This window comes from Amycolatopsis sp. CA-230715, assembly GCF_018736145.1.
Classification (GTDB): Bacteria; Actinomycetota; Actinomycetes; order Mycobacteriales; family Pseudonocardiaceae; genus Amycolatopsis.
The window spans coordinates 6,929,176-6,953,118 of the sequence record NZ_CP059997.1; the positions used below are offsets into that span (position 1 = coordinate 6,929,176).

Sequence of the window (23,943 nt, forward strand, 5' to 3'; positions counted from 1 at the left end):
CGTGAAAGGAACCGATGTGGCTGAGCGCGTTCTGTACCTGGTGATCACCGCCGCGGGTCCGGCTGAGCGCATCGACGTGATGATCGAGTTGGCGCGAGCGGAGGGGTGGTCGGTGTACTGCATCGCGTCGCCGTCCGCGGTCGAGCACTTCCTCGACCTGGACGCGGTGCGGGAGCTGACCGGGCACTCCGTGCGCACCGGGTACCAGGGCCAGGGGCAACCGGCGCTGCCCAACGCGGACGCGGTGATCGTGGCGCCTGCGACCTACAACACGATCAACAAGTTCGCGCTCGGGATCGCCGACACGTACGTGACGACGCAGCTGGCTGAATTGAACGGGCTCGGCGTGCCGATCGTGGTGCTTCCCTTCGTCAACACCGGTCTTGCGGGAAACCGGTCGTTTCAACGCAGCGTCGAGGAACTTCGCCGATCCGGCGTGCGTGTTCTCTTGGGGGAAGGGGAATTCGAGCCGCATCCGCCGCGGACCGGTGACCGCGCCATGGCCACGTATCCGTGGAAGCTGGCGTTGGAAGCCGTGAGCGGGTCATGACCACCAGAAGCCGCAGTGGTGGTGGGCGCCGATGTCGTTCGCCCGGATACCGTCCGGCGCCGAGTTCATCGTCAGTCCCTCGGACACGGTGGGGGTGGTCGGGGGCCACGGCGGCGGAGTCTGGACGTTCGGGTCGCCGGTGCGCGCGAACGCGGTCCAGTAGGCGATCAGCCGGTCGCCGAGCGCGTGCTGGGCGGGGGTGAGCAGCTTGTCGTTCGGGTCGGCCAAGAACAGGTACGGCAGGTCGGCACCGTGCGTCGACGCCGGTCGGTTCCCCGGTTTGATCTCGTCCCCTTCGACGCTCTGCGCCTCCGGTTCGTCGAACACGTAGGTCCAGGTCGGCGCGGTCTTCGCGTAGACGCGGTTCGCGTCGACGGTCGCGCAGATCCAGTCGCGGTCGGTGAAGGCCCGGTCGAGTGCTTTGGCCGGGGTCGCATAGGAGCCGAGCGGGTAGAACCGTTCGACCTCGGCGGCCTTCGCGCCGAAGGCGGTGGTCATCACCTTGTGGTAGGTCTCCGGGGTCGCGTTGGCGTACGCCCTGGTGATGGTGAGCAGGTGCTCGTCGCTGGTGTTACCGGCCAGCACCGGGACGGGCGCGCTCCACGGCTGGCGCAGGCTCTTGCCGGGGTCCTGGGGGAGCACGTCGGTGTCGAACGGCACGAAGGTGAACGCCGCCGAGGTGGGCACCAGCTTCTCCGGTGGCACCGCGCGCAGGCAGGCCAGCGCCGTCTTCGGGTCCGTGCAGCCGAGCCCCGTGGCGATGGACTGGGAGATTCCGTCGATCTCCTCGCGCGACTTCCAGGTCGACACCGTCGGCAGTTCCGGGGAAAGCGCGCCCGCAGGGTGGTTCGTCACGCACGAACCGCTGGCGATGATCGCCTTGTGGAACAGCCCCGCCGCGGACGGCGAAGCCAGCTGGGAGCACACGCTCATCGCGCCCGCGGACTGCCCGGCCAGCGTCACGTTGCCCGCGTCGCCGCCGAGCGCGGCCGCGTTCGCCTTGACCCACGCCAGCGCGGCCTGCTGATCCTGCAGGAAGAACGAACCGGCGCGGCCGAGCGCGGGATGGGTGAACCCGCCGAACACACCGAGCCGGTAATTGGGGGTGACCACGATCAGATCACCCCGCTCGGCCATCCGCCGCGGATCGGTCTCGCCGCCACTGCCCCCGACGAAACCGCCGCCGTGCAGGAAAACCAGCACCGGGCGCGGTTTCGCCGACGGTTTCGACGGCATGGTGACGTTGAGGTAGAGGCAGTCCTCGCTGGGCTTTTGCCCCGGGCGCAACCCTTCTGACGGCTGCTCGCAGATATTGGCCGGTTTCGTGGCCTCGCGAACGCCGGACCAGGAGGCAGGCGGAGCGGGCGGTGCCCAGCGCAGGTCGCCGACCGGCGGTGCGGCGAACGGGACGCCGGTGAACCGGCGCACCGCACCCTCGGTGACCCCGTGCAGGCGACCCTGCTCGACTTGGATTTCGTCGGTGGAGCCCGCTTTCTGCTCCTGTCCGCCGCACGCGGCCACGCCCGCGGCGGCGACCAGGGCGACCGCGGCGACGACGGCCTTCTTCCCACCCGTTCTCATCTCTGGCTTCCCCTCAGGGTGTTGTGGACGGATCCGCGGCCGCGGTCGGAAACGTACCGACGGAATGCCCAGAGCGCGGGGGATTCAAACGGGCCCGCCTATTTCTCGATCTCGTACCGCACGAGGGCCAGGCCGTTCTCGAAACCGGTGGCCTCGACCAGCTTCAGGTCTCGGCGATCGGAGAAGAGGTGCGTTCCCTCGCCCCGCGACGCGGGGCAGACCAGCATCCGGACTTCGTCGACGAGGCCCGCCTCCACCAGGGAGCGCATGAGCGTCAAGCTTCCCCACAGCACGATGTCCCCGCCGCTCTGCCCCTTGAGCTCCCGGATGGTCGCGGCCGGGTCGCGGGTCACGGTCGCGGCGGGGAAATCGCCCCACGGGGCGTCGTCCAGCGTCGACGAGGCGACGAACTTGGTGAGACCGTTGACCTTCCTGCCGTACTCGCCCTGCTCCTCGGCGTACGGCCAGTAGCCCTTGAACTGGCCGTAGGTGTTCGCGCCGAGGATCACCGTGTCGACCGAGCCGATGAAGGCCATCATCTCGTTCTGGAACGGGTTGTCGGTGACTTCGTCGTCGAACGGCTCCCCCGACACGAAGCTGAGGCCGCCGTCCTCCTCCGCGACGATGTTGTCGACGGTGACCCACTGCTGCACGATGAGCTTGCGCATGGCTGTCCTTCCGGTGCGTGCGGCCCAGTTCGGCCACATCTGACCAGGGGACGGAGCCGCCACGCCGGTCTCGACATCCGAGTCGAATCTTTTTTGCGGAAGTTTCCGCTCAAGGGGCGACCGTGAACTCCAGTGCGGTTCGTCCTTCCGACACCGGGCCGGAGGCGACGAGTGAGAGCCCGCTGCCGACGGCGAGTTCGGTCAGTTCGCCGACCGTTCGTTCCTTGCCGTTGAAGCACATCAGCATGAACAGGTTCATCGCGGTGCCCACCTCCGGGCCCGGCTCGATCACGACGACGGTTCCGTTCGGGGCGGCGGCTTCGCGGCACCGGGTCAGGATTTCGCGAGCGTGGTCGTCGTCCCAGTCGTGCAGGATGTCGGACAGGACGTAGGCGTCGAAGCCGGTGGGCAGCGGGTCGAAGAAGCTGCCGGAGACAGCACCGGCCCGGTCGGCGAGACCGGCTGCCGCGAACCGGGCCGCGCTCGGGGCCAGGTCGAGGACCTGCCCGCGGACATCGGGGTGGGCCCGCAGGATCGCGGCGAGCACGGTGCCGTCGCCGCCGCCGACGTCGAGGATCCGGGGGAAGCGGCTCCAGTCGAAGCGTTCGGCGATCTGCGGCGCCTGCGTTTGGAAACGCCAGTTCATCTGGGCGTCGAACGAGCTCCGCAGCTTCGGTTCGGCGTCGAGGTCCGTCCAGAAATCGCGGCCGTACCGGTGTTCGTAGGCCGGGGTGCCGGTGGTGATCGTTTCCAGCAGGTCGGCGAAGGCGAGTTCGGCGCGCCCGCCTGCGCACGTGATGTCCAGCAAGGGTTTGATCCCGCCGGGCGCGTCTTCGTGCAGTTGGGCGCCGAGGTCCGTGGGGCGGTAGCGGTTCGAGTCGACGGCGAAGGCGCCGATCGTGACCAGGTGATCGAGCAGGCGGCGCAGCGCGACGACCGAGGCGCCGGTCTCGGCAGCGAGGTCCTCGGCCGTCGCTCCCGCGCTTCCGGCGCGCTCGACGAGGCTGAGCGTCGCGGCCACCCGGATCGCCATCGGGGTGGCCAGATCGGCCATGGTCATGATCGAGGGAGGGAAGTCCACCGGCCGAGGTTATCCGGGCGCCGCAACCGAATTCCGGGGCCGGGCGAGCGCGCCGAGCGCCAGCGCGGACAGTACGACGAACGCGAGTACCACCACGGCCGTGGACAACGCGGTGGTGCTTCCGAACAAGCCGGGGAGCGGGGCCGCCGCGGCGGCGAGGACGAACTGCGCGCCACCGAGCAGACCCGAGGCCGCGCCGGGTGAATCGCCGCCGAGCGCGAGGACGGTGGTGGTCGCCGCGGGGAGCACGAACCCGAATCCGGAGGTGAGGCCGAAAAAGCAGACCCAGGTGGTGGCGAGGGCGTCGACGCCGACAACGAGCAGGAACACCAGCGTGGCCGTGGAAACGGCGACAACGGTGACACCGGCGACGAGCAGCGTGGTGGTGCGCACCCGCCCGGCCAACCGTCCAAAAGCGACACTGGAGAGCACGGTGCCGACGGCGTTCGTGGCGAAGACGAAGCCGTATTCGGTGGGGGACAGGTCGTAGCCGTGCTCGAACACGAACGGCGAACCGGTGATGTAGGCGAACAGGGCGGCCAGACCGCATCCCATGACCAGGAGGTACCCGACCAGTTCGCGACGGCGCAGCAGCCCGCTCATCGCGAACAGCGCGGTTCGCACGCCTCCTGTGCGCCGCCGCTCGACGGGCAGCGATTCCGGGACCCACGCCCAGATCGCGGCCAGCAGCACCAGCCCGGCCGTGGCGAGCGCCACGAACACCATGCGCCACGAGCTCGCACCGAGGACGAGGCCGCCGAGCACGGGCGCCAGCACCGGCGCGGTCATCGCGATCGCGCCCAGCGTCGCGAACTGGCGGGCGGCGGCGGCGCCGGTGAACCGGTCGGTGACGACCGCGCGCCCGATGACGAGACCCGCGCCGCCCGCGAATCCCTGCAGTAGGCGGGCGATGTCGAACACGACGATGGACGGGGCGGCCGCGCAGATCACGGAGAACGCGGTGAACAGCCCGGAACCGGCCAGCAGCAGGCGTCGCCTGCCCGTCGCGTCGCTGACCGGCCCGAGCACGACCTGACCGGCGGCGGTCCCGATGAGGCACGCCGTCAGTGACAGCTGGACGGCCGAGCCCGAGGTGCCGAAGGAACCGGCGATCTGGGGGAAACCGGGCGCGTACATGTCCGTGGCGAACGGTGATACCGCGGAAAGCCCGGCGAGGACGAGGATGAGCACGGCCTCGATCGTCGGTGCTCGGGCCGCGCCGCGGTGTGGAGCGCGAAGCCCGGTGCTGTGGAGCGCGGTGCGTCAGGAGTGCGCCCGCCTGAACCGGGCCGGGGTGGTACCCCGGTCGCGGCGGAAGGCGTACCCGAAGTTGCTGGCCGTGGCGTAGCCGACCTCGTGCGCGATCTTCGCCACCGGCCAGTCGGTCTCGACGAGCAGCACCGCGGCCCGGTCGAGACAGCGCCGTCGGTGGTGCTCCAGCACCGGCGCGCCGAACAGTGCGCGGAATCCGGTGGTGAGGCGCCGGACCGACATCGACGACGCGCGGGCGAGCGCCGCCAGCGTCGGCGGCGCGTGGCGTTCCTGCCAGAGCAGTTCGGGGACTCGCCGCAACGCGGCCAGTTCGTGCTCGTCGAGTTCCGGGACAGCGGGAACGGCGGCCGTGAGTCCGTCGACGAGCGCCGCCAGGGCAGCCACGAGCCGTGACTCCAGGAACAGCAGGCGCCCGGGGGACGAGCGCCGGTGCACGAAGATCTCTTCCAGCGGACCGGCCGCCGGGCGCAGCGCGGCGGATCCGCTCAGGTACTGCTCGCTCGTGAGGCTGTCCGGGAGGGTGCCGAGGTAGGAGGTCAGCCCCGTCCAGGTTCCGGTGATCGACACCGCGCGGTAGCGTTCGCCGTGCTCGACGACGCCTTCGGTGGCGCACCGGGGGCTCAGTGCGACCGAGCCCGCGTGCAGCCCGCCGGTGCCGCCGTCGGCCGCGTCGACCCGCATGCGTCCGTCGAGGCAGTGCTCCAGTTCGAAGTGGTCGCCGGGAAACGCGTAGCCGAGCCGGTGCCCACCGGTGAACGCGACGTCGTAGCGGACGATGTCGATCCCGTTCCGCAGCGGCGTCACTTCGATGGTGCCGTCGCCGATTTCCGGGCGGAGGCGGTGCCGGACGGTGCCGTCACTCGTCTCGCTCTCCGCGATCGACGCGTAGTACGCCGCGTGCGTCGCGGTGAATTCGGGGGAGCCGACGGTGCCGGTGAGCTGGTGAACGCGGACCACGAACTTAGGTTAGCCTAAGTCCGTGGAGCCCGGGTGCCCGTCGGCTGGGGGTGGCTCCGGCGGGCACCCGGGAGATCGGGGAGGGAAAGCGGGTTTCCCTGTGTCGTGCGTCACCGTCACAGTGTGAATGCCGGAAACCTGGCGAAAAGCAAGAAAGCCCGCGCTACGGTGCGCCGGGAATCGTTTTTGGGGAGGTTTTCGTGCGCGTTGCCGCGGTCGTGTTGACGTGCCTGGTCGCCGTGCTCGGCTTGGCGGGGTGCTCGGGCAAGAACGTCGCGTTCGCGACGGGGGACTGCCTGCGGGGACCGCTGGGCAGCAGCCAGCAGGACCTGGTCAAGGTCGCCTGCGGCGCCGGCGACGCGCTCTACAAGGTCGAATCGGTGGCCAAACCGAACCGGTGCCCGCGCGATTACGACGGGAGGGACATCTCGGACGGCACCAGTGCGCGGAAGTCCACCCGGATGTGCCTGTTCATGGATCTCAAACCCGGTACCTGCATTCGGCTGTGGGATCCGGCCAAATCGGCGAGCGATCCGGTCGTCGTGCCGTGCGGTCCCGACGCACTGCGCGTCGGACAGCGGCTCGACGGCGTTTCCGATCAGCGCAAGTGCCCCGCCGGTACCTCGTTGACCAAAACGTATCCGCGCAATCCCGTTTTCACCCTGTGCATGGAAAAACCGCATTAGCGATCCCACTCGGTAGGAGCGTTCGCGGCGCCCGGCGGGCAGCGCGCATCATCCTGGTTGCCCCCAGCCGCAGCGAACCGGGAGTACGCGAATGTCGCTGACCGATGTCATCGAGGGAACCGAACAGGCCTTCACCGGAAACCCCGCCGCCGCCAAGGCGTCTTTCACCGTCGAGCACGCGCTCGTCCCCGGCGCCGCGACGGCGGTCGACGTCCGCGCGCGCGACCACGTCTTCTCCGTGGACGAGCCCGCCGCGCTCGGCGGGACGGACACCGCGGCGAACCCCGTCGAATACGCACTGGCCGCACTGGGCTCCTGCCAGGTGATCACGTACCAGTTCTGGGCCGCGAAGCTCGGCATCCCGCTCGACTCGGTGAAGGTCACCGTGGACGGCGACCTCGACCTGCACGGTTTCTTCGGGTTCGCCGACACCCGGCCCGGATTCACCGACGTGCGGGTGTCCGTCGAGCTGACCGGGCCCGCGGAGCGCGACCGCTACGTGGAGCTGAAGCGCCAGGTCGACGAGCACTGCCCGGTGCTGGACCTGTTCCGCAACCCCACGCCGACGAGCACGGATCTCCTCAAGCCGTAGCGCGCGTTCCTTACGGTTGGATTGCGAGGTGTAGCGCGGCAGGAGCCGCCGCGACTTCCGGGAAAGGTGGCTCGGACACATCCCCGGAGGAGCAATGGCGCGAGTTCTTGTCGAATACACGCACAAGATCGGCGACGATCATCGCAATCCGCACCAACGGATCCGTGGCATCGGCGGGAATGGCAGCCAGGGCTGGTACCTCGGAACAGCCGAGGTGATCGCCGATATCAGAGCGGGCCGCAACAGCTACTACGTCACCGACGCGGGACGACAGCTCGACGTGGTCCTGGCTTCGTACGCGGGCGTCGTCTACCTCAAGACGACGGCGGACGGCTACGCGCCGAACAAGCTGCTCGGCCTCCCGGAACCGCCGGTCCGGTTGATGCACTGAGTACGTTCGGCCAATTGTTCGACCCCGCGGGGCACTCTTACGCCGGCAAGCGGGTGACGGACCGGATTTTCCCTACGATCGGCGCCGTGTTCGGGTATCGGATGTGGTGGCGTGCCGGGGATTCCGCGGAGTGGGAGCCGGGCCACCGGTTGCTGGTGCGCGTGGGCGACGGCGAAACCGTGAAGCCGGAGCAACTGTCGTGGAGCACCGCGGACGGCGCGCTGTCCACTCTCGGCTTCGCGCCGGACATGTCCGCGTGTTACGGCCACCGCGCCGCGGGCGGTGACGTGGTGGAGCTGCGGGGAGAACTCGGCGACCCGCCGCGGGACGCCGGTGGGCGCCGGTACGAGTTCGACGCGGAGACCGACGACGGATCGGCGGGGCGGCTGCGGCTGCTGGTCGACGACGGTGCCGAGACACCCCTGCGCTGGGTGGCCTGGCGCGACCGGGGCGGCACCTGCTCGGTGGCGCTGCGCTCGGCGGGCCCCGCCGGGAACGCGGACGTGACCAGTCTGGTGCGCGAGGTCTGGGCGGACGCCGAACACCCCGGCGCGGGCGAGGTGGCCGCGAACCTCGTCGACGGTACGCGCAGCAAGTGGTTCGCGCCCCAGGACCGGGCCTCGCTGGAATTCGAGTTCCCGCAACCGATCGCGGTGGACCGGTACGCGCTCACCTCGGCGAACGACGCGGACGATCGCGATCCGGCGGTGTGGATCCTGCGCGGCTCAGTGGACGGGATCCGGTGGCGGACCCTGGACTCCCGCGCGCACCAGTCGTTCGCCGACCGGCACCAGGCCAGGACGTACCGGATCGCCGCACCGGGGTCCTTCACCCACTACCGCCTCGACATCCTCGGCACCAACGGATCCCCTGACGTGCAACTGGAGTCCGTCCGGTTTTTCGCCGACAGCACCGGGTTCACCGGCTACCGGCAGCGCGCTGGCCACGACCCTGTCGCGTACCGGGGGCGTCGAGTCGAGCCCGAGTCCGTTGGCGTGGCGGGAGAATCGTTGCCGGAGGAGCTGCCCGCGAGGCGCCTGCGCCGACTGTCCGACTGCGACACGCTGCGAGCCGGGACCGAACTGGTCTCCCCGTCAGGGCGGTACGCGCTGCGGTACGGCCCCGACGGAGTCCCGGTCGTCATCGAGCGCGCCACGCACCGCTTCACCTGGCGAGCCGGTGACGATGATCAGCACCCAGCCGCGGGTGAACTCCGGCTCAGCGGCGGGATCCAGGTCGAACTCCACAGTGGAGGGACTTGGGAGTCGTCGGTATGCGCCGCGGACACGGGCTTTCTGGTGGTCACCGACGAAGGAGAACTGGAACTCCTCGATCGCCTCGGGGTGAGCGTCTACAACTCCGGGCGCGGATTCGTCGGCCCCGAACCGGTTTTCCGGGATTCCGCGCCGGTCGCCGAAATCGCGCTCAAGCGCTATCTGTACCGAAAGGACCGGAAAGGCGCGGTGGCGGCCACGGTCCGGCGCCTGCCGGACGGTGGGCTGTGGGCGACCGAGAGGAACTGGTCCTATCCCGCCGCGGACCCGTCGCTGGCGCGATGGCTCGCGCAGGACGGCACGGTGCTGACCTGGCGTCCGCTGCCGGGCACGACCACCGGTCTGTGCCTTGTGGACGATGGGGGAACCCCGCTGTGGCAAGCGAATTTTCCCGCCGTGCCCACGACGCCGCCTCCTACGGAGCCGCACGACCACGGCGGACCGGCGATGGGGCTGGGGGCGCGCCTCCGCCTCCAGTCACTGACCTCGCCGTCCGGCTCGCACACGCTCTCGCACCGCAGCGACGGCAACCTGGTGCTCTACTGCGCCACCTCGGGCGGTCCGGTGTGGACGACCGGCACGGACTGGCTCGGTGCCAGCTGGGTCGATCTCGCGCCCGACGGCGATCTGGTCCTGCGCACCTCGTGCGGCGCGCCGGTCTGGCGTTCGGGTACCGCCGACCTCGGCGTGGCGCGGCTGGCCGTCCGCGATGATGGTTCCCTGGTCCTGCTGGACGCCGGGGGAGCGGTCCGGTGGGCGGTGGACGGGCACGCGCTGTGCACCGCGCCGGGACGGATTCCGCCGCGCGGCGCGGTGCTCCGGCGCGGGCAGAGCCTCCGGCACCAGTCGCTGACCTCGTCTGACGGCGGCACCGTCCTGAACCACGAGCCGGGGCACGGGGTGCGCCTCTTCGGCGCGGACGGGATCCAGGTTTGGTACGCGGATTCGGGCGAAGACGGCGCCGAACTGGCGCTCGGCGAAGACGGGTGCCTTCGGGTCCTGGACGAGGACGGCGCGGTGCTCGATCACCTCGCCGGTCCTGGTGACCACCTCGTCGTCGTGCCAGGAGGCGAAATCCGGCTCTGCGCCGAGGACGGAACCGTGGTGTGGCGCGAAGGACATCACGTCTTCGACGATCCCGTCACGATCGGTTCCCGCACCGTCGCGCCCGCCGCGCTGGCGGCGCTGGTCAATTCACCGTCCACCCCGATCGTGCGCACCGACTTCTCCGATCCCGACGCATGGGAAACCACGTGGCGCGACATAACCGAACCCCGCGAGTACTGGGGTGACGAGGTAGTCCTCGACGCCACGATGATCACCGACCCGGAGTTCGACGGCTGGACAGGCGAAGACCTTGTCTCCTTGCTTCTGTCTCTTGTGGACGATCCGGATCTGGTGTTCGTCGTGGACACCGCCGCGCTGACCTCCCCGGAACACCCCGTCCTCGTGCTGGAAGCCGACCCGTCCCACACCCGCCCACGCTCGTTCCGTGCCACCCCGGATGCGCTGGTGGACGTGGAAACCCAGCTGTCGATCGGCAACATGGACTGGGAGGACTTCAGCGAATCCGTCGATTCCGATGGTGTGCTTCGAGTGCCTACTGTGGACTGAATTTCGACCGGCGGATCTGCGATGGCACCGGTCGTATCTGTGCCGCGTTACGTGACGCAGTTGTCGGAAAACCTTGTGTGTCAACGGGTTTCGCGGTGTTGCTCGCGTGGTTCGCTTGGATGGTGGACGAGTCAGAAACCAGGCCCCGAGGCGATCCGGACGGCACCGGTGGCGCATGCCGACGAGGCCGGGATCCGGGTCGAAGGCAAGACGTGGTGGCTGCACGCCGCCTGCACTCACGCGGCCCGCGATGCCGGTCGCGGCGTTACCCTCGCCAAGAAGGATTTCCGGCGGCTGGTGCACCCGCCGCGGCGCCCGCATGGGGTTCGTGTCCGCGCTTCACAAGAACACCATTCGCTTCCTCTGCGCATTTGGCGACAGCGTCGTCGAAAACCCTTGTGTGCCAACGGGTTTCGCAGTGTTCCTCGTGCGGTTCGCCCGATCGGCCTATCGAACGTGCGTGCGATTGGCGGTAGACTGGTGGGGTGTCCGAGACTTCTCCTTCCCTTGTGCCGCAACAGGAATTGTGGCAGCTCCCTGCGGGTGAGCTGGCAGCGCTGTTGCGGGAGGAGTTCGTGTCCTGGTGGCGGCAGGAAGCTCGTATTCACCGCGTCATCGCACTCTTGGACAACGGTGGTGCCCGCGAGCTGGGGTATACGGGCGTGGCCGGGTTGGCGGCTGATATCGCGCGGTGTACCGGACCTGAGGTGAAGAGGCTGGTGAAGCGGGCGCTGGTGACCAATCCCAGTCAGGGAATTGACGGTACCGAGATTCCTGCTGCGGCGCCGCTGGCCGGTGATGCTGTCCGGGCTGGTGAGATTTCGCCGGAGCATGTGGATGGGATCGTGCGGGTGCTGGAGAAGCTCCCCGCCACGACACCGGTTGAGGATCGGGAGTTCGCGGAGCGGTCCCTGGTCGAGCTGGCCCGCACCGCGGGCACGCGGGAGATCTCGAAGTTGGGTAAGGAGATTCTCGGCTACCTCGATCCCGACGGACCGGAACCTCGCGACACCCCCCGAACCCACCCGGTCCCTGAACTTCCACCACCGCAAAGACGGTTCAGCCAAGTTCGACGGCTACCTCGACCCCATCTCCGCCGCCAAAACCCTCGCCTTGCTCGATCCTCTCGCGACACCCCGCGCTGAGGAGTCCGATGGCACCGTGGTGCGGAGCCGTGGGGAGCGGTACGGGGATGCGTTCATGGAGATAGTCGCGCTCGCCGGAAGTCATCCCGAGTCGCCGAACCGCAGCGGCGGCCGCGCGGACCTGATCGTGACCATTCCCCTGGCGGACTTGAAAGCCGAGCTGGGCAAGGCGTGTCTGGACATGGTCACCGATATCACCGCCAGCGAGGCCCGGATCCTGGCGTGTGAGTGCAGGATCATTCCGATGATGCTCGACGGCAAGGGGCAGCCCCTGGAGGTCGGGCGGGCGAAGCGTCTGGTCACCGAAGCGATCCGGTACATGCTTGCCGTGCGCGATCGCGGTTGCTCGTTCCCCGGTTGTTCGCGCGCGCCGCGTCATTGCCAGGCGCATCATGTCGTTCCGTGGGCACACGGCGGCACCACCGATTTAGGTAATCTCGTGCTGCTCTGCGCTGTCCATCATAGGCTGCTGCATCGCAGCGACTGGAAACTCCGCATGGTCAACGGCCTCCCGGAGTTCACCCCACCCGAATTTGTTGACCCGTGGCGAAGATCCCGGACCAACCGCCACACCGCCCAACCCCGCGCCGCCTGAGCAACTCCGCCGCCTCCGGCGGCCTGGCAACCTGCTGTGTCCACAACGGACTCATCGAAACCCTGGTCCTTCGCTCGCTATCGGGCGAAGAACGGAATTTCCGTGCCTGGAGAGTACTTCAGAGCTAGTGACGCCGGGTAACCTCGTACCGGCGCGGGGATCCGCTGGTGGAAGGTGCCGAGGCAGAATCCGAGTGCCTACCGCGAACCAGCCGGGCACAGCCGCTGCGAGTGTCGCCACCAAGCGCCGCCACCAAGCGCGGAGCAGAACGACGTCACCCGTGTTTCAGGGTGCGGCGCAGTAGCTTGCCCGATTCCGTCCGCGGCAACTGTTCGCGGAATTCGATCTCCTTCGGCACCTTGAAACCGGCCAAAGTGGTGCGGCAGTGGGTTTTCAGCTCGTCGACGAGGTCCGTGCCCGCCACCGCGCCGGGTGAGAGCTGGACAAGTGCGAGCACGCGTTCGCCCCATTCGTCGTCCGGGACGCCGATGACGGCGGCGTCGGCGACCGCGGGGTGGGCCAGCAGGCGGCCTTCGATTTCGGCGGGGTAGATGTTCACGCCGCCGGACAGGATGAGGTCGCCGCGCCGGTCGCCGAGGAAGACGCGGCCCTGCGCGTCGACGTGGCCGAAATCGCCGACGGTGACGAAGTCGCCGATGCGGTTCGCCGCCGTCTTGTCCGGATCTCCGTGGTAGGTGAAGTTCGTCTGCGCGGAGCGGTAGTGGATGGTGCCGGTCGTTCCGGCGGGGACCTCGTTCCCGTCGTCGTCGAAGACCTTGACCTCGACGCCGGGCAGCGGCGCGCCGACGGTACCGGGCGCTTCCAGCCACGCCGCCGTGTCGACGGTGCTGATCAGCCCTTCGGACGCGCCGTAGTACTCGTACAGCACGGGCCCGAACCACGCGATCATCCGTTCCTTGACCTCGCGCGGGCAGGGTGCGGCGCCGTGCAGCACGCTGACCAGGCTCGAAACGTCGTACCGCGCCTTGGTTTCCTCCGGCAGCCGCAGCATGCGGTGGAACATGGTGGGTACGAGATGGGTCTCGGTGATGCGGTGTTTTTCGATCAGGCGCAGCGTTTCCTCGGCGTCGAACCGGTCCATCAGCACGAGCGTGTGCCCGAGGTGCAGCGAGCCGGTCGAGAACGTACCCGGCGCGGCGTGGTAGAGCGGGCAGGCCACGAGGTGCGCGCCTTCGCCGGGTGGGATGCCGAGCCCGGCGAGACCGGCGAGCTGGAGTTCGCTGATCTCGGGCGGTTCGCCGGTGAGCGGGCGGCGGACGCCTTTCGGCCGCCCCGTGGTGCCCGAGGTGTAGAGCATGATCTGCCCCGCCTTCGGGCCCGGCGGCGGTGTGACAGGCTGTTCGCGGCCGAAGTCCTCGTAGCTCAGCCACCCGGGCACGTCGCCGCCGATCGCGAACCGGTCCGGGACGTCGAGCGGGGTGGACGCGGCGATCTCGGCGTCGGCGAACACCGCGCGCGCACCGCTGTTCGCGACGATGTAGGCGATTTCGTCGGCGGCGGACCGGTAGTTGACCGGGGTGAAGTACAGCCCGGTTTCCCACGCCGCCAGGTACAGCTCGTAGTACGGGATTCCATTGTGGACAATGGCGACGATGCCGTCCCCTTCGGCGAGGCCGAGCCCCCGTAGCGCGTGCGCCAGCTGGTGCACGCGCCGGGTGAGATCACCGAAGGTGACCGATCTTCCCGCCGGATCGAGCACCGCGACGCGATCGGGGCGGGTGGACGCGATATCGAGGTACGAACTCACCTGACCTCCTCGTGGCCAGGATGCCACGAGAACGCGCCTCTGCATACTGAGCGGTCGCTCAGGTCACCCCCTGGCGAACCGGGAGACGAGTTCGGCGAGCGTGTCGATCTCCGCCTCGGTGTTGTAGTAGTGCACCGAGGCGCGGGCCAGCACCGGCAGGTTCCGCCCGGTGAAGTCGTACTGCGCGGATTCGCGGTAGGTCACCGAGGTGTTGACGCGTTCGGCCGCGAGCAGCTTGTTCAGCTCGGGCGAGGGCAGGCCGTCGACGCTGAACGTGACGATGCCGCAGCGCCGCTCGCCGAGGTCGTGCACGGTGACCGCGTCGATCTCGCGCAGCCGCGTCCGCAGCGCTTCGCCGAGCGCGGCGACTCGCGTCTCGATGCGGCGCAAGCCGAGCCCGAGCGCGTAGTCGACGGCGGCGCCGAGCCCGAGAACCGTTGCCGTGGACCGTTCCCACGCCTCGAACCGCCGAGCCGATTCCACCACTTCGTAGCGGTCCGGCGCGGTCCAGACCGCCGAGTGCAGGTCGAGCATCGCGGGCTCCAGCCGTGCCCGCAGCGACGGCCGCGCGTACAGGAACCCGGTGCCGCGCGGGCCCCGCAGGTACTTCCGGCCCGCCGCGGTCAGCGCGTCGCAGCGCAGCCGCTCGACGTCGAGATCGAGCTGGCCAGCCGACTGGCAGGCGTCCAGCAGGTACGGGATCCCGGCCGAGGAGGCCACCTCGCCGACCGCTTCGGCGGGGTTCACCAGCCCGCCCTGCGTCGGCACGTGCGAGATCGAGATCAGCTTGACGCTGCCATCGATGCGGCGCTTGAGGTCTTCCACGTCGAGCTGGCCGTGCTCGTCGTCGTCGACGACCTCGACGATCGCGCCGGTCCGCTCGGCGACCTGCAGGTAGGCGATCGCGTTGCTGGCGTACTCGGAGCGGCAGGTGAGAATGCGGTCCCCGGCGCCGAACTCGATGGCGTAGAAGATCGCCTGCCACGACCTCGTGGCGCTGTCGGTCAGCGCGATGTCCTCCGGCGCGGCGTTGAGCATTCTGGCGAGCGAACCGTAGACGGCTTCGACCCGCTCGCTCGCGGCGGCGGTGGCTTCGTAGCCACCACGGCGTTCCTCGGCGCGCAGGTGCTCGATCACGGTTTCGGTGACCTGCCTCGGCGGCAGCGAAGCACCGGCGTTGTTGAAGTGGCGGATCTCCTGGCATCCGGGGGTGTCCTGGCGCACGCGCTGGATCTCGGCACTGTCCATGAAATCTGCATACAGTACTGATCAACTGTATGCAATTATGATCCCCGTGACAGCCAAAGCCCCGTTGCGACGGGACATCGCGGACGAGGTCACCGCGCGCGTCCTCGACGGCAGGCTCGGTCCGGGCTCGCGGGTCAACGAAGTGCGCCTCGCCGCCGAGCTGGGGGTGAGCCGGACGCCGCTGCGGGAGGCGCTCGTCGCACTCGCGGACCGCGCGTTGCTGATCTCCGCGCCGGGTCGCGGTTTCCTGGTGCCGGAGCTGGACAGGGCCGAGGCGCACCGCCTTTACCAGTTGATCGCCGAGCTCGAGGCGCTCGCCGTACGCTGGACGACGCTGCCCGAACTGGCCGCGCTGACCGACGCGCTCGACGAATGCGCCGACGCGATGGCGGGCGATGACCCGTCCACTGTGGACGAACGATGGCACGCGCTGCTGCTCTCGCGGTGCGCGAACCCGCATCTGGTGCGGCTCGTCGAGCAGACGAAACCGCTCATCAAGCGGTACGAGATCGCCTACTTCCGCTCCGTGGCGGGCACCAGCCGCAGCATCGAGGAGCACCGCGCGATCGCCGCCGCGTTGCGTGCGGGCGACCTTTCCGCGGCGACGGATCTGCTGGTGCGCAACTGGGTGCGCACCGCCGAGCACGAGGAGGGCGCTCGATGATCTTCATCGCGCACATCAGCGACCTGCACCTGGACGGCGGCGAACGCAGCGCCGCCCGCGCGGAGAAGGTACTCGCGGCGATCGACGCGTTCCGCACGCCGCCGGACGTGGTGCTGGCCACCGGGGATCTCGCCGACCACGGGGAAGTCGCGGAGTACGACCAGTTCGCGAAGCTGTTCGAGGGCAGGGGCCCGGTGCTGCACTGCCCAGGCAACCACGACGAGCGGCGGGCCTACCGGCAGGTGCTGCTCGGCGAGGAGCCGAGCGCCGGGCCGATCAACCGGGTGCACCGGATCCCCGGCGCCACGTTCCTCCTGTGCGATTCGTCGATTCCCGGGCGCGGCGCCGGTTTCCTCGACGACGAGACGATTAGCTGGCTCGACACCGCACTCGGCGAGGTGCCCGGCGGCGAGCCCGCGTTCGTGTGCTTCCACCACCCGCCGGTGACGATGCACAACCCGGTCGTCGACGTGCTGCGCCAGACCGGCGAGGAGCGACTCGAAGCGGTACTGGCCGGGCATTCCGTGGCGGCGCTGTTCTGCGGGCACACGCACACCGCCGCGGCGACCACCTTCGCCGGGATCCCGCTGCACATCGCACCGGGCGTGGTGTCGACGCTGCTGATGCCGTGGGAGGAGAACGGCACCCGCGAATGGGCCGACGGCGGGCCGGTGGACCTCGACGGCCCGCCGTCGCTGGCGTTCCACGTCTACGACGAGGGCCGCCTGATCACGCACTACCGCGTGGTGTCCTGACCGATACTGGCCAGCACCTCGGGTTTGAGCAGGCGCGCGAGTTCTTCGGCAGGCAGCAGGCCGCGTTCGATGACCAACTCGGCGACGCCGCGGCCGGTGGCGAGCGCCTCCTTGGCGATCTCGGTCGCCGCGGTGTACCCGATCGCCGGGTTCAGCGCGGTGACCAGCCCGATCGAATGCTCCACAAAGGACCGGGTGACCTCCGCGTTCGCGGTGATCCCGGTGACGCACCGCCGGGCGAGCACGGTGCACGCGGCCTTCAGGTGCGTCATGCTCTCGGACAGCGAGTGCAGGATGATCGGTTCGAACGCGTTGAGCTGCAACTGGCCCGCTTCGGCCGCCATGGTGATGGTGACGTCGTTGCCGATCACCTCGAACGCGACCTGGTTGACCACCTCGGGGATCACCGGGTTGATCTTGCCGGGCATGATGCTCGACCCGGCCTGCACCGGCGGCAGGTTGATCTCGTTGAGCCCCGCCCTCGGCCCCGACGAAAGCAGCCGCAAATCGTTGCAGGACTTGGAGATCTTCACCGCGATCCGCTTGAGCACCCCGGACAGGTGCACGAACGCGCCGCAGTCCTGGGTGGCCTCGATCAGGTCCGACGCGGTGACGAGCGGCAGCCCGGTGATCGCCGCCAGGTGCCGCCGCGCGGCCTCGGCGTACCCGGGCGGCGCGTTGAGACCGGTGCCGATCGCGGTCGCCCCGAGGTTGATCTCGTGCAGCAGCGCCGCGGCCTCGGCCAGCCGGGCCCTGTCCTCGTCGAGCATCACCGCGTAGGTGCCGAACTCCTGGCCGAGCGTCATCGGCACCGCGTCCTGGAGCTGGGTGCGGCCCATCTTCAGCACGTCGTGGAACTCGACCGCCTTGGTCGCGAACGCCTTCTGCAGCTCTTCCATCGCCTCGGACAGCTCGCGCGCGGCGATGATCGTCGCGACGTTCACCGCGGTCGGGTAGGCGTCGTTCGTGGACTGGCTGCGGTTGACGTGTTCGTTCGGGTGCAGGTGCGCGTAGTCGCCCTTCGCGTACCCGAGCAGTTCGAGCCCGCGGTTCGCGATCACCTCGTTCGCGTTCATGTTCGTCGAGGTGCCCGCTCCGCCTTGGATGACGTCGACCACGAACTCGTCGTGCAGCTTCCCGTCGCGGATCTCCTGGCACGCTTCGGCGATCACCCGCACCCGCTCGTCGTCGAGCAGGCCGAGTTCGCCGTTCGCGCGCGCGGCGGCTTCCTTGACCGCGGCGAGCGCCTCGAGCAGGTGCGGGTACGCCGAGATCGCGGTGCCGGTGATCGGGAAGTTCTCCAGGGCCCTTGCCGTCTGCGCGCCCCAGTAGGCTTCGGACGGCACTTCCTTGTCGCCGAGCAGGTCGTGCTCGATGCGATGGCTCACGAATTCCCCTTCAGCCGGCCCACCACGCGCGCGTTCGCGTCGGCGAGTGGAGGTACGTCCACACCGGACAGTTCCAGCGCGGCGAGCAGTACCGGCAGGCGCGCCCGGTCGGAACCGTCCGCGATCTTGATACCGATCGCGGTCCCGTCGGGCATCGCCGCCACTTGGACGGCCTCGAAACCGTCCTTGGCGATCAGCCCCGGGACGGCGCGCATCAGCGCGGTGACGTCGCGCCTGGTCCCGGCGATCATCTCCGGGTGCTTCCGGATCCCTTGCGCGACAAGGCGTTCCGGCCCGTCTCCGGTGGCGACGCGGCCGATCGCGGTGGTGAGCCCGCACAGGGACACCGAGAACAGCGGAGCGCCGCACCCGTCCGTGGCCACCTTCGCCACCGTCTCGCCGCTCAACGCCTCCACGGTGCGCCGGATTTCTCGCTGCAGCGGGTGTTCCGGGTCGAGATAGTCCTCGAGCGGCCAGCCGTGCGCACGCGACACGGCCAGCATCGCGGCGTGCTTGCCGGAGCAGTTGTGCCCGATCCGGCTGGGTTTCCGGCCCGCGGCCACCCACGCGTCCCGCTCGACGGGGTCGAACGGGAAGTCCTCCGGGGTGCGAAGGTCCACTTCGGACAGCCCGGCGCCGTCGAGGATCCGGCGTACGCCGTCGAGGTGGATCTCTTCACTGGAATGGCTTGCCGAGGCCAGCGCCATCAGATCGGGGTCGAGGTCGAGCCTGAGCCCGGACATCGCGGTGGCCTGCACCGGTTTCATGGCCGAGCGGGGGTAGCACGGGACGCCGGGATCGCCGGCTTCGAAAAGGACGGAACCGTCCGGCCGGAGCACCACCACGGATCCGAAGTGGACGCTCTCGGTCATGCCCTCGCGCAGGATGTGCACGAGCGGCTCGTGTGCGGGGGCAGCGGTCATTCCTTCTCTCCCAGCTCGGCGAGCGCCTTGCCGGTGTCCACCCGCTTGCGGACGACGAACCAGCCGAGCACGAGCGCCAGCGCGATCAGGGGCAGCGCGAGCACCGTGTAGCGGCCGTTGGGCACGTCGAACCACATCAGCACCACGACGGTGGCGAGGAAGGCCAGCGTGACGATCTCGGTCACCGGGGAGCCCGGCAGCCGGAAGCTCGGCCGGTTCAGCTCACCGGCCTTCGCCTTCCGGACGAACAGCAGATGGCACAGGATGATGATGGCCCAAGTGGCGAGGATGCCGATCGCGGCGAAGTTCAGCACGATCTCGAACGCGTCCTTCGGCACCAGGTAGTTCAGCCCGACACCGAGCACGCAGACCGACGCGGTGAGCAGGATCCCGCCGTAGGGCACCTGGTTGCGGTTCATCACGCCGGTGAACTTCGGCGCCGAGCCCGCCACGGACATCGAGCGCAGGATCCGGCCGGTGGAGTACAGGCCCGAGTTCAGGCTCGACATGGCCGCGGTGAGCACGACCAGGTTCATGATGTCGCCTGCCGCGGGCACGCCGAGGTGCGAAAGCACGGTGACGAACGGGCTTTCCTTCTTCGAGTAGGCGTCCCACGGCATCAGCATCGCCAGCAGCACGACCGAGCCGACGTAGAAGACCCCGATCCGCCACATGATCGAGTTGATCGCCTTCGGCATGATCTTCTCGGGGTTTTCCGTCTCGCCCGCGGCGACGCCGACCAGCTCGACCGAGGCGTAGGCGAACACGACGCCCTGCACGATCAGCACCATCGGCAGCACACCGGCGGGGAAGAAGCCGCCGTGGTCGGCGATGAGCTGCGGGCCGCCCGCGACGCCGTCGATCGGGTGCTGGGTCACCAGCAGCACGATCCCGATCACCATGAACACCACCAGCGCGGCGACCTTGATGATGGCGAACCAGAACTCCATCTCGCCGAACAGCTTCACCGAGACCAGGTTCAGCGTCAGCACGATGGCCAGCGCGATGAGCGCGAGCACCCATTGCGGGATCGGCGTGAAGAAGCTCCAGAAGTGCGCGTACAGCGCGATCGCGGTGATGTCCGCGATCCCGGTGGTGGACCAGTTCAGGAAGTGCATCCAGCCAGCGACGTAGGCGCCCTTCTCACCCATGAACTCGCGGGCGTAGGAGACGAACGCGCCGGAAGAGGGTCGGTGCAGGATCAGCTCGCCGAGCGCGCGCACCACGAAGAACGCGAACATGCCGCACACCGCGTACACGATCGCGAGCGCGGGGCCCGCCTGCGCGAGCCTGCCGCCCGCGCCGAGGAACAGGCCGGTGCCGATCGCCCCGCCGATGGCGATCATGTTGATGTGGCGCGCTTTCAGGGATTTGCTGTACCCGGCGTCGCCCGCGTCGGCCGGGGCGGCCTGCTGCTCGGCGCTGAGCGTTTGGTCGGTCAAGGTGCTACTCGTTCCTGTCCTGGGTGGCGGTTTTGGAGACGATCTTGGTCAGGGCGTTTTCGACGTGGTCGAGATGGGCGGCCATCGCTTCGACGGCGTCGGTCTGGGAGCCCGTCGCGATCGCGGTCACGATCGTCCGGTGCTCCACATTGGACTGGGCGCGGCGGTCGCCGAGCTGGTTCAGGAACGCCGACTGCCTGGCGAGCGCGTCCCTGATCTCCTCGATCACCTTGCCGAACACGGGATTCCCCGATGCCTGGGCGATGGTGATGTGGAAGAGCGAGTCGAGCGCGACCCACGCCGTGTTGTCGCGCTCGACCTCCATCCGCGCGAGCAGGTGCTCCAGCAGGTCGAGGTGCTCGCTGCCGCGCCGCAGCGCCGCGTAGCCCGCCACGGGGATTTCCACGTGGCGGCGCACCTCGAACAAGTCGCGGGCGGAGTAGGGCCCGAACCGCGGGTTCTGGGCGGGGCCAGCCGCGGTGACGAAGGTGCCCTTCCCGGTGCGGGACTCGGTGAACCCGAGCGCCTGCAGCCCGCGCAGGGCCTCCCGGATCACCGAGCGGCTCACCTCGAACTCCTTGCCGAGGGCGGCCTCCGACGGCAGCTTCTCGCCCACCTCGTATTCTCCACGCTCAATGGCGCCGCGGAGATGGGCGAGCACGGCTTGCATCGCGCTCACCCGCCGGGGAGGTCCGGCTGTCTGGCTGTCAGACAGGTTCATGGCGGGAATGGTGATCGGCACCGCCGCACCTTGTCAAGAGTTCACCACCCGGCACTGGCGAACGGCCAGGACGGGGCTGACAAACGGGACAGAACCCGGCTCGCGTGTTGCCCCCGCGAATCGGGTGTCGGTAGCGTCACGGTCAGTGCTTTGACAACGTTGTCACATGGAGGACGCCGCATGCGTGCCCGGAGACTCGTCCTGTGCCTGCTCGGTACCGGCCTGCTGGCCGCGACGGCGGCCCCGCCGGTTTCGGCCGCGCCGCGCATGGTGGCCGACCCGGTGTCCTCTGTGGACCCGATGATCGGCACCACGAACGCGGGCAACGTCTACCCCGGTGCCACGAAACCGTTCGGGATGATGGCGTGGAGCCCGACCACCACGAAGGGGAACCAGGCGGGATCCGGCGCGGCGGGCGGCTACCAGTACGACGTGACCCGGCTCCGCGGTTTCAGCCTCACCCACCTCAACGGCACCGGCTGCACACCGGGGGCCTCCGGCGACATCCCGATCATGCCGTTCCCCGGCGAGGTCCGGTCGTCGCCGTCGGCGGACACCAAGGACGAGGTCTTCGCGAGCGACTTCTCGCACGCGGACGAGACCGCCGAGCCCGGGCACTACCGGGTCGGCCTCGACAACGGGGTGGGCGTCGACCTTTCGGTCACCGACCGGGCCGGGCTCGGCCGGTTCAGCTTCCCTGCGGGCAAACCGGCGAACCTGCTGTTCCGGACGTCGAACTCGTTGCCGGGCAGTGCGGGCGCCTCGATCCGGATCGATCACGCGCACAACCGCGTGACCGGCTCGGTCGACTCGGGCGGGTTCTGCGGCCGCACCGAGGGTGGCGCGGAGAACCAGCGTTCGTATTACACGCTGCACTTCACCGTCGACTTCGACCGGCCGATCGTTTCGCAGGGCACCTGGGTCGACGGCGCGCTGCGGCCCGGCACCGCCGCGGCGAGCGGCGGCGAAGGCTTCGCAGACGCGGCACGGCCCGGCAAGGGTTCCGGGGGATACGTCGGGTTCGATCCGGCGGGCGGCCCGGTGACGGCCAGGATCGGCATCTCGTACGTGAGCGAGGCGAACGCGCAGCGCAACGCCGACGCCGAAATCCCCGCGGGCACCGCGTTCGGCAAGGTGCTCGCCGACGCGCGCCGGGCGTGGCGCACCGAGCTGAACCGGATCTCGGTCGGCGGCGGCACGCACGCGCAGCTCACCACCTTCTACACCGCGCTGTACCACGCCTTCCAGCAGCCGAGCCTGTTCAACGACGTCAACGGCGAGTACCGCGGCAGCGACGCGAAGGTGCACAAGCTGTCCGCGGGCCAGAAGGCGCAGTACGGCACGTTTTCCGGCTGGGACGTCTATCGCGCGCAGGTGCAGCTGCTGGCGTTCCTCGATCCGGCGCGCGCGAGCGACTACGCGCAGTCCCTCTACAACTTCGCGCGCCAGAACGGCGGGGAGTGGGATCGCTGGCTGCACAACCAGGGCGGCACCCACGTGATGAGCGGCGATCCCTCGGCGCCCGCGCTCGCCGGGATGGCCGCGTTCGGCGCGACCGGGTTCGACGTCGGCGGTGCCTTCGACTCGCTCGTCCGCGCCGCGACGGTGCCCACCGCGAACGACTCGCGCGACAACGGCTGCCCGGTGCAGTGCGCCGGGCAGCGGCCGGGCCTCGCGGACTACCTGAAGCTGCACTACGCGCCCGAAGGTGCTTGCCACTGCTGGGGTTCCGCCGCCGAAACGCTTGAAGACTCCGTCGCCGACTTCGCGTTGTCGGACTGGGCTCGCCGGCTCGGCCGCGCTCCGGAGCAGGCGGCCTTCCTCGACCGGTCCGGCTACTGGCGGAACGTGTTCAACGCCAAGGACCACGGCGGTTACCCGCAGGCGCGCCGGGCCGACGGCACCTGGGTCGAGCCGTTCAAGCCGACCACCGACACCGGTTTCGTCGAGGGCAGCAGCGCGCAGTACACCTGGATGGCCTCGCACGACGTCACCGGGTTGACCGGTGCGCTCGGCGGCACGGACGCGACAGTGGCCAGGCTCGACGCCTTCTTCCACGACAAGGCGGGGAACTGGGCGCTGAAGGGCACCGACGACGAGCGCTACAACCCCGGCAACGAACCCGACATCAACGCGCCATGGCTGTACGACTACCTCGGGAAACCGTGGAAGACGCAGGAAACCGTGCGCCAGATCGTCACCACGGTCTACGGCGCGGGCACCGACGGGCTGCCCGGCAACGACGATCTCGGCACCATGTCCGCCTGGTACGTCTTCGCCGCGCTGGGCATGTTCCCGCAGGTGCCGAGCCGCGCCGACCTCGTGCTGGCGAGCCCGCTGTTCCCGAAGGCCGTGGTGCACCGGGGGACCGGCGCGACCATCACCGTCGACGCGCCCGCCGCCTCCTCCGGCACGTTCTACGTCCAGGGCGCGCGGGTCAACGGCGCGCCGACGAACCGGCCGTGGGTCTCGGAATCGTTCGTCGCGAACGGCGGCACGATCTCCTACGACCTCGGCGCGAAACCGAACACCGGCTGGGGAACCGCTCCGGCCGACGCACCCCCGCAGGCCGCGCTGCCGCCGTTCCCCCGCTAGCGGACGAACGGGGCTGCGTATGCCCCGAAGGTG

Annotated in this window: 21 protein-coding genes; 10 read left to right on the forward strand and 11 right to left on the reverse strand. The window is 69.4% G+C overall.

The window, feature by feature from the left end:
- Positions 1–16 precede the first annotated feature (16 nt).
- The gene (locus HUW46_RS32970) at positions 17–550 is read left to right on the forward strand and encodes a flavoprotein (RefSeq protein ID WP_215542657.1); all 534 of its coding nucleotides are present in this window, start codon (positions 17–19) and stop codon (positions 548–550) included.
- Here HUW46_RS32970 and HUW46_RS32975 read toward each other — a convergent pair.
- The 5 genes from HUW46_RS32975 to HUW46_RS32995 form a co-directional block, all read right to left on the reverse strand.
- Positions 545–2,131, reverse strand: a complete 1,587-nt coding sequence (locus HUW46_RS32975) for a carboxylesterase/lipase family protein (protein WP_215542658.1) — start codon at positions 2,129–2,131, stop codon at positions 545–547. The two genes, HUW46_RS32970 and HUW46_RS32975, sit on opposite strands and share 6 nt — an antisense overlap.
- 98 nt (positions 2,132–2,229) lie before the next feature.
- Positions 2,230–2,799, reverse strand: a complete 570-nt coding sequence (locus tag HUW46_RS32980; protein ID WP_215542659.1) for a dihydrofolate reductase family protein — start codon at positions 2,797–2,799, stop codon at positions 2,230–2,232.
- Positions 2,800–2,908: 109 nt separating this feature from the next.
- Positions 2,909–3,859 (reverse strand): methyltransferase, encoded by a 951-nt coding sequence (locus HUW46_RS32985; RefSeq protein WP_215550253.1) that lies wholly within the window; start codon positions 3,857–3,859, stop codon positions 2,909–2,911.
- 30 nt (positions 3,860–3,889) lie between these two features.
- On the reverse strand, positions 3,890–5,071 hold the full coding sequence (locus tag HUW46_RS32990; RefSeq protein ID WP_254125125.1) for a multidrug effflux MFS transporter: 1,182 nt from the start codon (positions 5,069–5,071) through the stop codon (positions 3,890–3,892).
- 72 nt (positions 5,072–5,143) lie between these two features.
- A complete protein-coding gene (locus tag HUW46_RS32995) occupies positions 5,144–6,109 on the reverse strand; it encodes a helix-turn-helix transcriptional regulator (RefSeq protein ID WP_215542660.1) in 966 nt (321 codons plus the stop codon).
- A 200-nt stretch (positions 6,110–6,309) separates the two neighbouring features.
- Here HUW46_RS32995 and HUW46_RS33000 point away from each other — a divergent pair, with 200 nt between their 5' ends.
- The 6 genes from HUW46_RS33000 to HUW46_RS48935 all read left to right on the forward strand — a co-directional run bounded on the left by HUW46_RS33000 (position 6,310) and on the right by HUW46_RS48935 (position 12,406).
- Entirely contained in the window at positions 6,310–6,795 is a 486-nt protein-coding gene (locus HUW46_RS33000; protein ID WP_215542661.1) for an LppU/SCO3897 family protein, read from the forward strand.
- Positions 6,796–6,886: 91 nt separating this feature from the next.
- Positions 6,887–7,387, forward strand: coding sequence for an OsmC family protein (locus HUW46_RS33005; protein WP_215542662.1), 501 nt, complete (start codon positions 6,887–6,889; stop codon positions 7,385–7,387).
- Positions 7,388–7,481: 94 nt separating this feature from the next.
- Complete coding sequence (locus HUW46_RS33010; protein WP_215542663.1) at positions 7,482–7,778, forward strand: DUF3892 domain-containing protein; 297 nt, start codon at positions 7,482–7,484, stop codon at positions 7,776–7,778.
- An 86-nt stretch (positions 7,779–7,864) separates the two neighbouring features.
- Positions 7,865–10,666, forward strand: coding sequence for a DUF6924 domain-containing protein (locus tag HUW46_RS33015; RefSeq protein ID WP_215542664.1), 2,802 nt, complete (start codon positions 7,865–7,867; stop codon positions 10,664–10,666).
- Positions 10,667–11,151: 485 nt separating this feature from the next.
- Positions 11,152–11,811: a DUF222 domain-containing protein gene (locus HUW46_RS48490; protein ID WP_331477163.1), complete on the forward strand. Its 660-nt coding sequence runs from the start codon at positions 11,152–11,154 to the stop codon at positions 11,809–11,811.
- Positions 11,699–12,406: an HNH endonuclease signature motif containing protein gene (locus tag HUW46_RS48935; RefSeq protein ID WP_331477345.1), complete on the forward strand. Its 708-nt coding sequence runs from the start codon at positions 11,699–11,701 to the stop codon at positions 12,404–12,406. Before HUW46_RS48490 ends, HUW46_RS48935 begins: the two co-directional genes overlap by 113 nt.
- A 274-nt stretch (positions 12,407–12,680) precedes the next feature.
- Here HUW46_RS48935 and HUW46_RS33025 read toward each other — a convergent pair whose 3' ends face one another.
- On the reverse strand, positions 12,681–14,174 hold the full coding sequence (locus tag HUW46_RS33025; protein WP_215542666.1) for an AMP-binding protein: 1,494 nt from the start codon (positions 14,172–14,174) through the stop codon (positions 12,681–12,683).
- 63 nt (positions 14,175–14,237) lie between these two features.
- On the reverse strand, positions 14,238–15,422 hold the full coding sequence (locus HUW46_RS33030; RefSeq protein WP_215542667.1) for an aminotransferase class V-fold PLP-dependent enzyme: 1,185 nt from the start codon (positions 15,420–15,422) through the stop codon (positions 14,238–14,240).
- Positions 15,423–15,468: 46 nt separating this feature from the next.
- On the opposite strand from HUW46_RS33030, the gene HUW46_RS33035 reads away from it, so the two are divergent.
- Entirely contained in the window at positions 15,469–16,086 is a 618-nt protein-coding gene (locus HUW46_RS33035; RefSeq protein WP_254125127.1) for a GntR family transcriptional regulator, read from the forward strand.
- The gene (locus tag HUW46_RS33040) at positions 16,083–16,841 is read left to right on the forward strand and encodes a metallophosphoesterase (protein ID WP_215542669.1); all 759 of its coding nucleotides are present in this window, start codon (positions 16,083–16,085) and stop codon (positions 16,839–16,841) included. The genes HUW46_RS33035 and HUW46_RS33040 overlap by 4 nt, the downstream gene beginning before the upstream one ends.
- Here the strand turns inward: HUW46_RS33040 and aspA are convergent.
- From aspA to HUW46_RS33060, 4 genes are read right to left on the reverse strand one after another with little or no spacing between them, the layout of a single operon-like run.
- On the reverse strand, positions 16,823–18,229 hold the full coding sequence (gene aspA, locus HUW46_RS33045; protein ID WP_215542670.1) for an aspartate ammonia-lyase: 1,407 nt from the start codon (positions 18,227–18,229) through the stop codon (positions 16,823–16,825). The two genes, HUW46_RS33040 and aspA, sit on opposite strands and share 19 nt — an antisense overlap.
- On the reverse strand, positions 18,226–19,152 hold the full coding sequence (locus tag HUW46_RS33050) for an asparaginase (protein ID WP_215542671.1): 927 nt from the start codon (positions 19,150–19,152) through the stop codon (positions 18,226–18,228). The genes aspA and HUW46_RS33050 overlap by 4 nt, the downstream gene beginning before the upstream one ends.
- Complete coding sequence (locus tag HUW46_RS33055; protein ID WP_215542672.1) at positions 19,149–20,594, reverse strand: amino acid permease; 1,446 nt, start codon at positions 20,592–20,594, stop codon at positions 19,149–19,151. Before HUW46_RS33055 ends, HUW46_RS33050 begins: the two co-directional genes overlap by 4 nt.
- A 4-nt stretch (positions 20,595–20,598) precedes the next feature.
- The gene (locus tag HUW46_RS33060) at positions 20,599–21,264 is read right to left on the reverse strand and encodes a FadR/GntR family transcriptional regulator (RefSeq protein ID WP_215550255.1); all 666 of its coding nucleotides are present in this window, start codon (positions 21,262–21,264) and stop codon (positions 20,599–20,601) included.
- A 231-nt stretch (positions 21,265–21,495) separates the two neighbouring features.
- Between HUW46_RS33060 and HUW46_RS33065 the strand changes: the two genes are divergently transcribed.
- Positions 21,496–23,910 carry a GH92 family glycosyl hydrolase gene (locus HUW46_RS33065; RefSeq protein WP_215542673.1) on the forward strand — a complete coding sequence of 805 codons (2,415 nt, stop codon included), beginning with the start codon at positions 21,496–21,498 and terminating at the stop codon, positions 23,908–23,910.
- Positions 23,911–23,943 lie beyond the last annotated feature (33 nt).

Bases quoted from the DNA above. Each gene is read 5' to 3' on its own strand.
- HUW46_RS32985 (WP_215550253.1), bottom strand. From the start codon at position 3,859: ATGACCATGGCCGATCTGGCCACCCCGATGGCGATCCGGGTGGCCGCG.
- HUW46_RS32980 (WP_215542659.1), bottom strand. From the start codon at position 2,799: ATGCGCAAGCTCATCGTGCAGCAGTGGGTCACCGTCGACAACATCGTC.
- HUW46_RS33005 (WP_215542662.1), top strand. From the start codon at position 6,887: ATGTCGCTGACCGATGTCATCGAGGGAACCGAACAGGCCTTCACCGGA.
- HUW46_RS33065 (WP_215542673.1), top strand. From the start codon at position 21,496: ATGCGTGCCCGGAGACTCGTCCTGTGCCTGCTCGGTACCGGCCTGCTG.
- HUW46_RS33010 (WP_215542663.1), top strand. From the start codon at position 7,482: ATGGCGCGAGTTCTTGTCGAATACACGCACAAGATCGGCGACGATCAT.
- HUW46_RS33040 (WP_215542669.1), top strand. From the start codon at position 16,083: ATGATCTTCATCGCGCACATCAGCGACCTGCACCTGGACGGCGGCGAA.
- HUW46_RS33060 (WP_215550255.1), bottom strand. From the start codon at position 21,264: ATGCAAGCCGTGCTCGCCCATCTCCGCGGCGCCATTGAGCGTGGAGAA.
- HUW46_RS33030 (WP_215542667.1), bottom strand. From the start codon at position 15,422: ATGGACAGTGCCGAGATCCAGCGCGTGCGCCAGGACACCCCCGGATGC.
- HUW46_RS33050 (WP_215542671.1), bottom strand. From the start codon at position 19,152: ATGACCGCTGCCCCCGCACACGAGCCGCTCGTGCACATCCTGCGCGAG.
- HUW46_RS32975 (WP_215542658.1), bottom strand. From the start codon at position 2,131: ATGAGAACGGGTGGGAAGAAGGCCGTCGTCGCCGCGGTCGCCCTGGTC.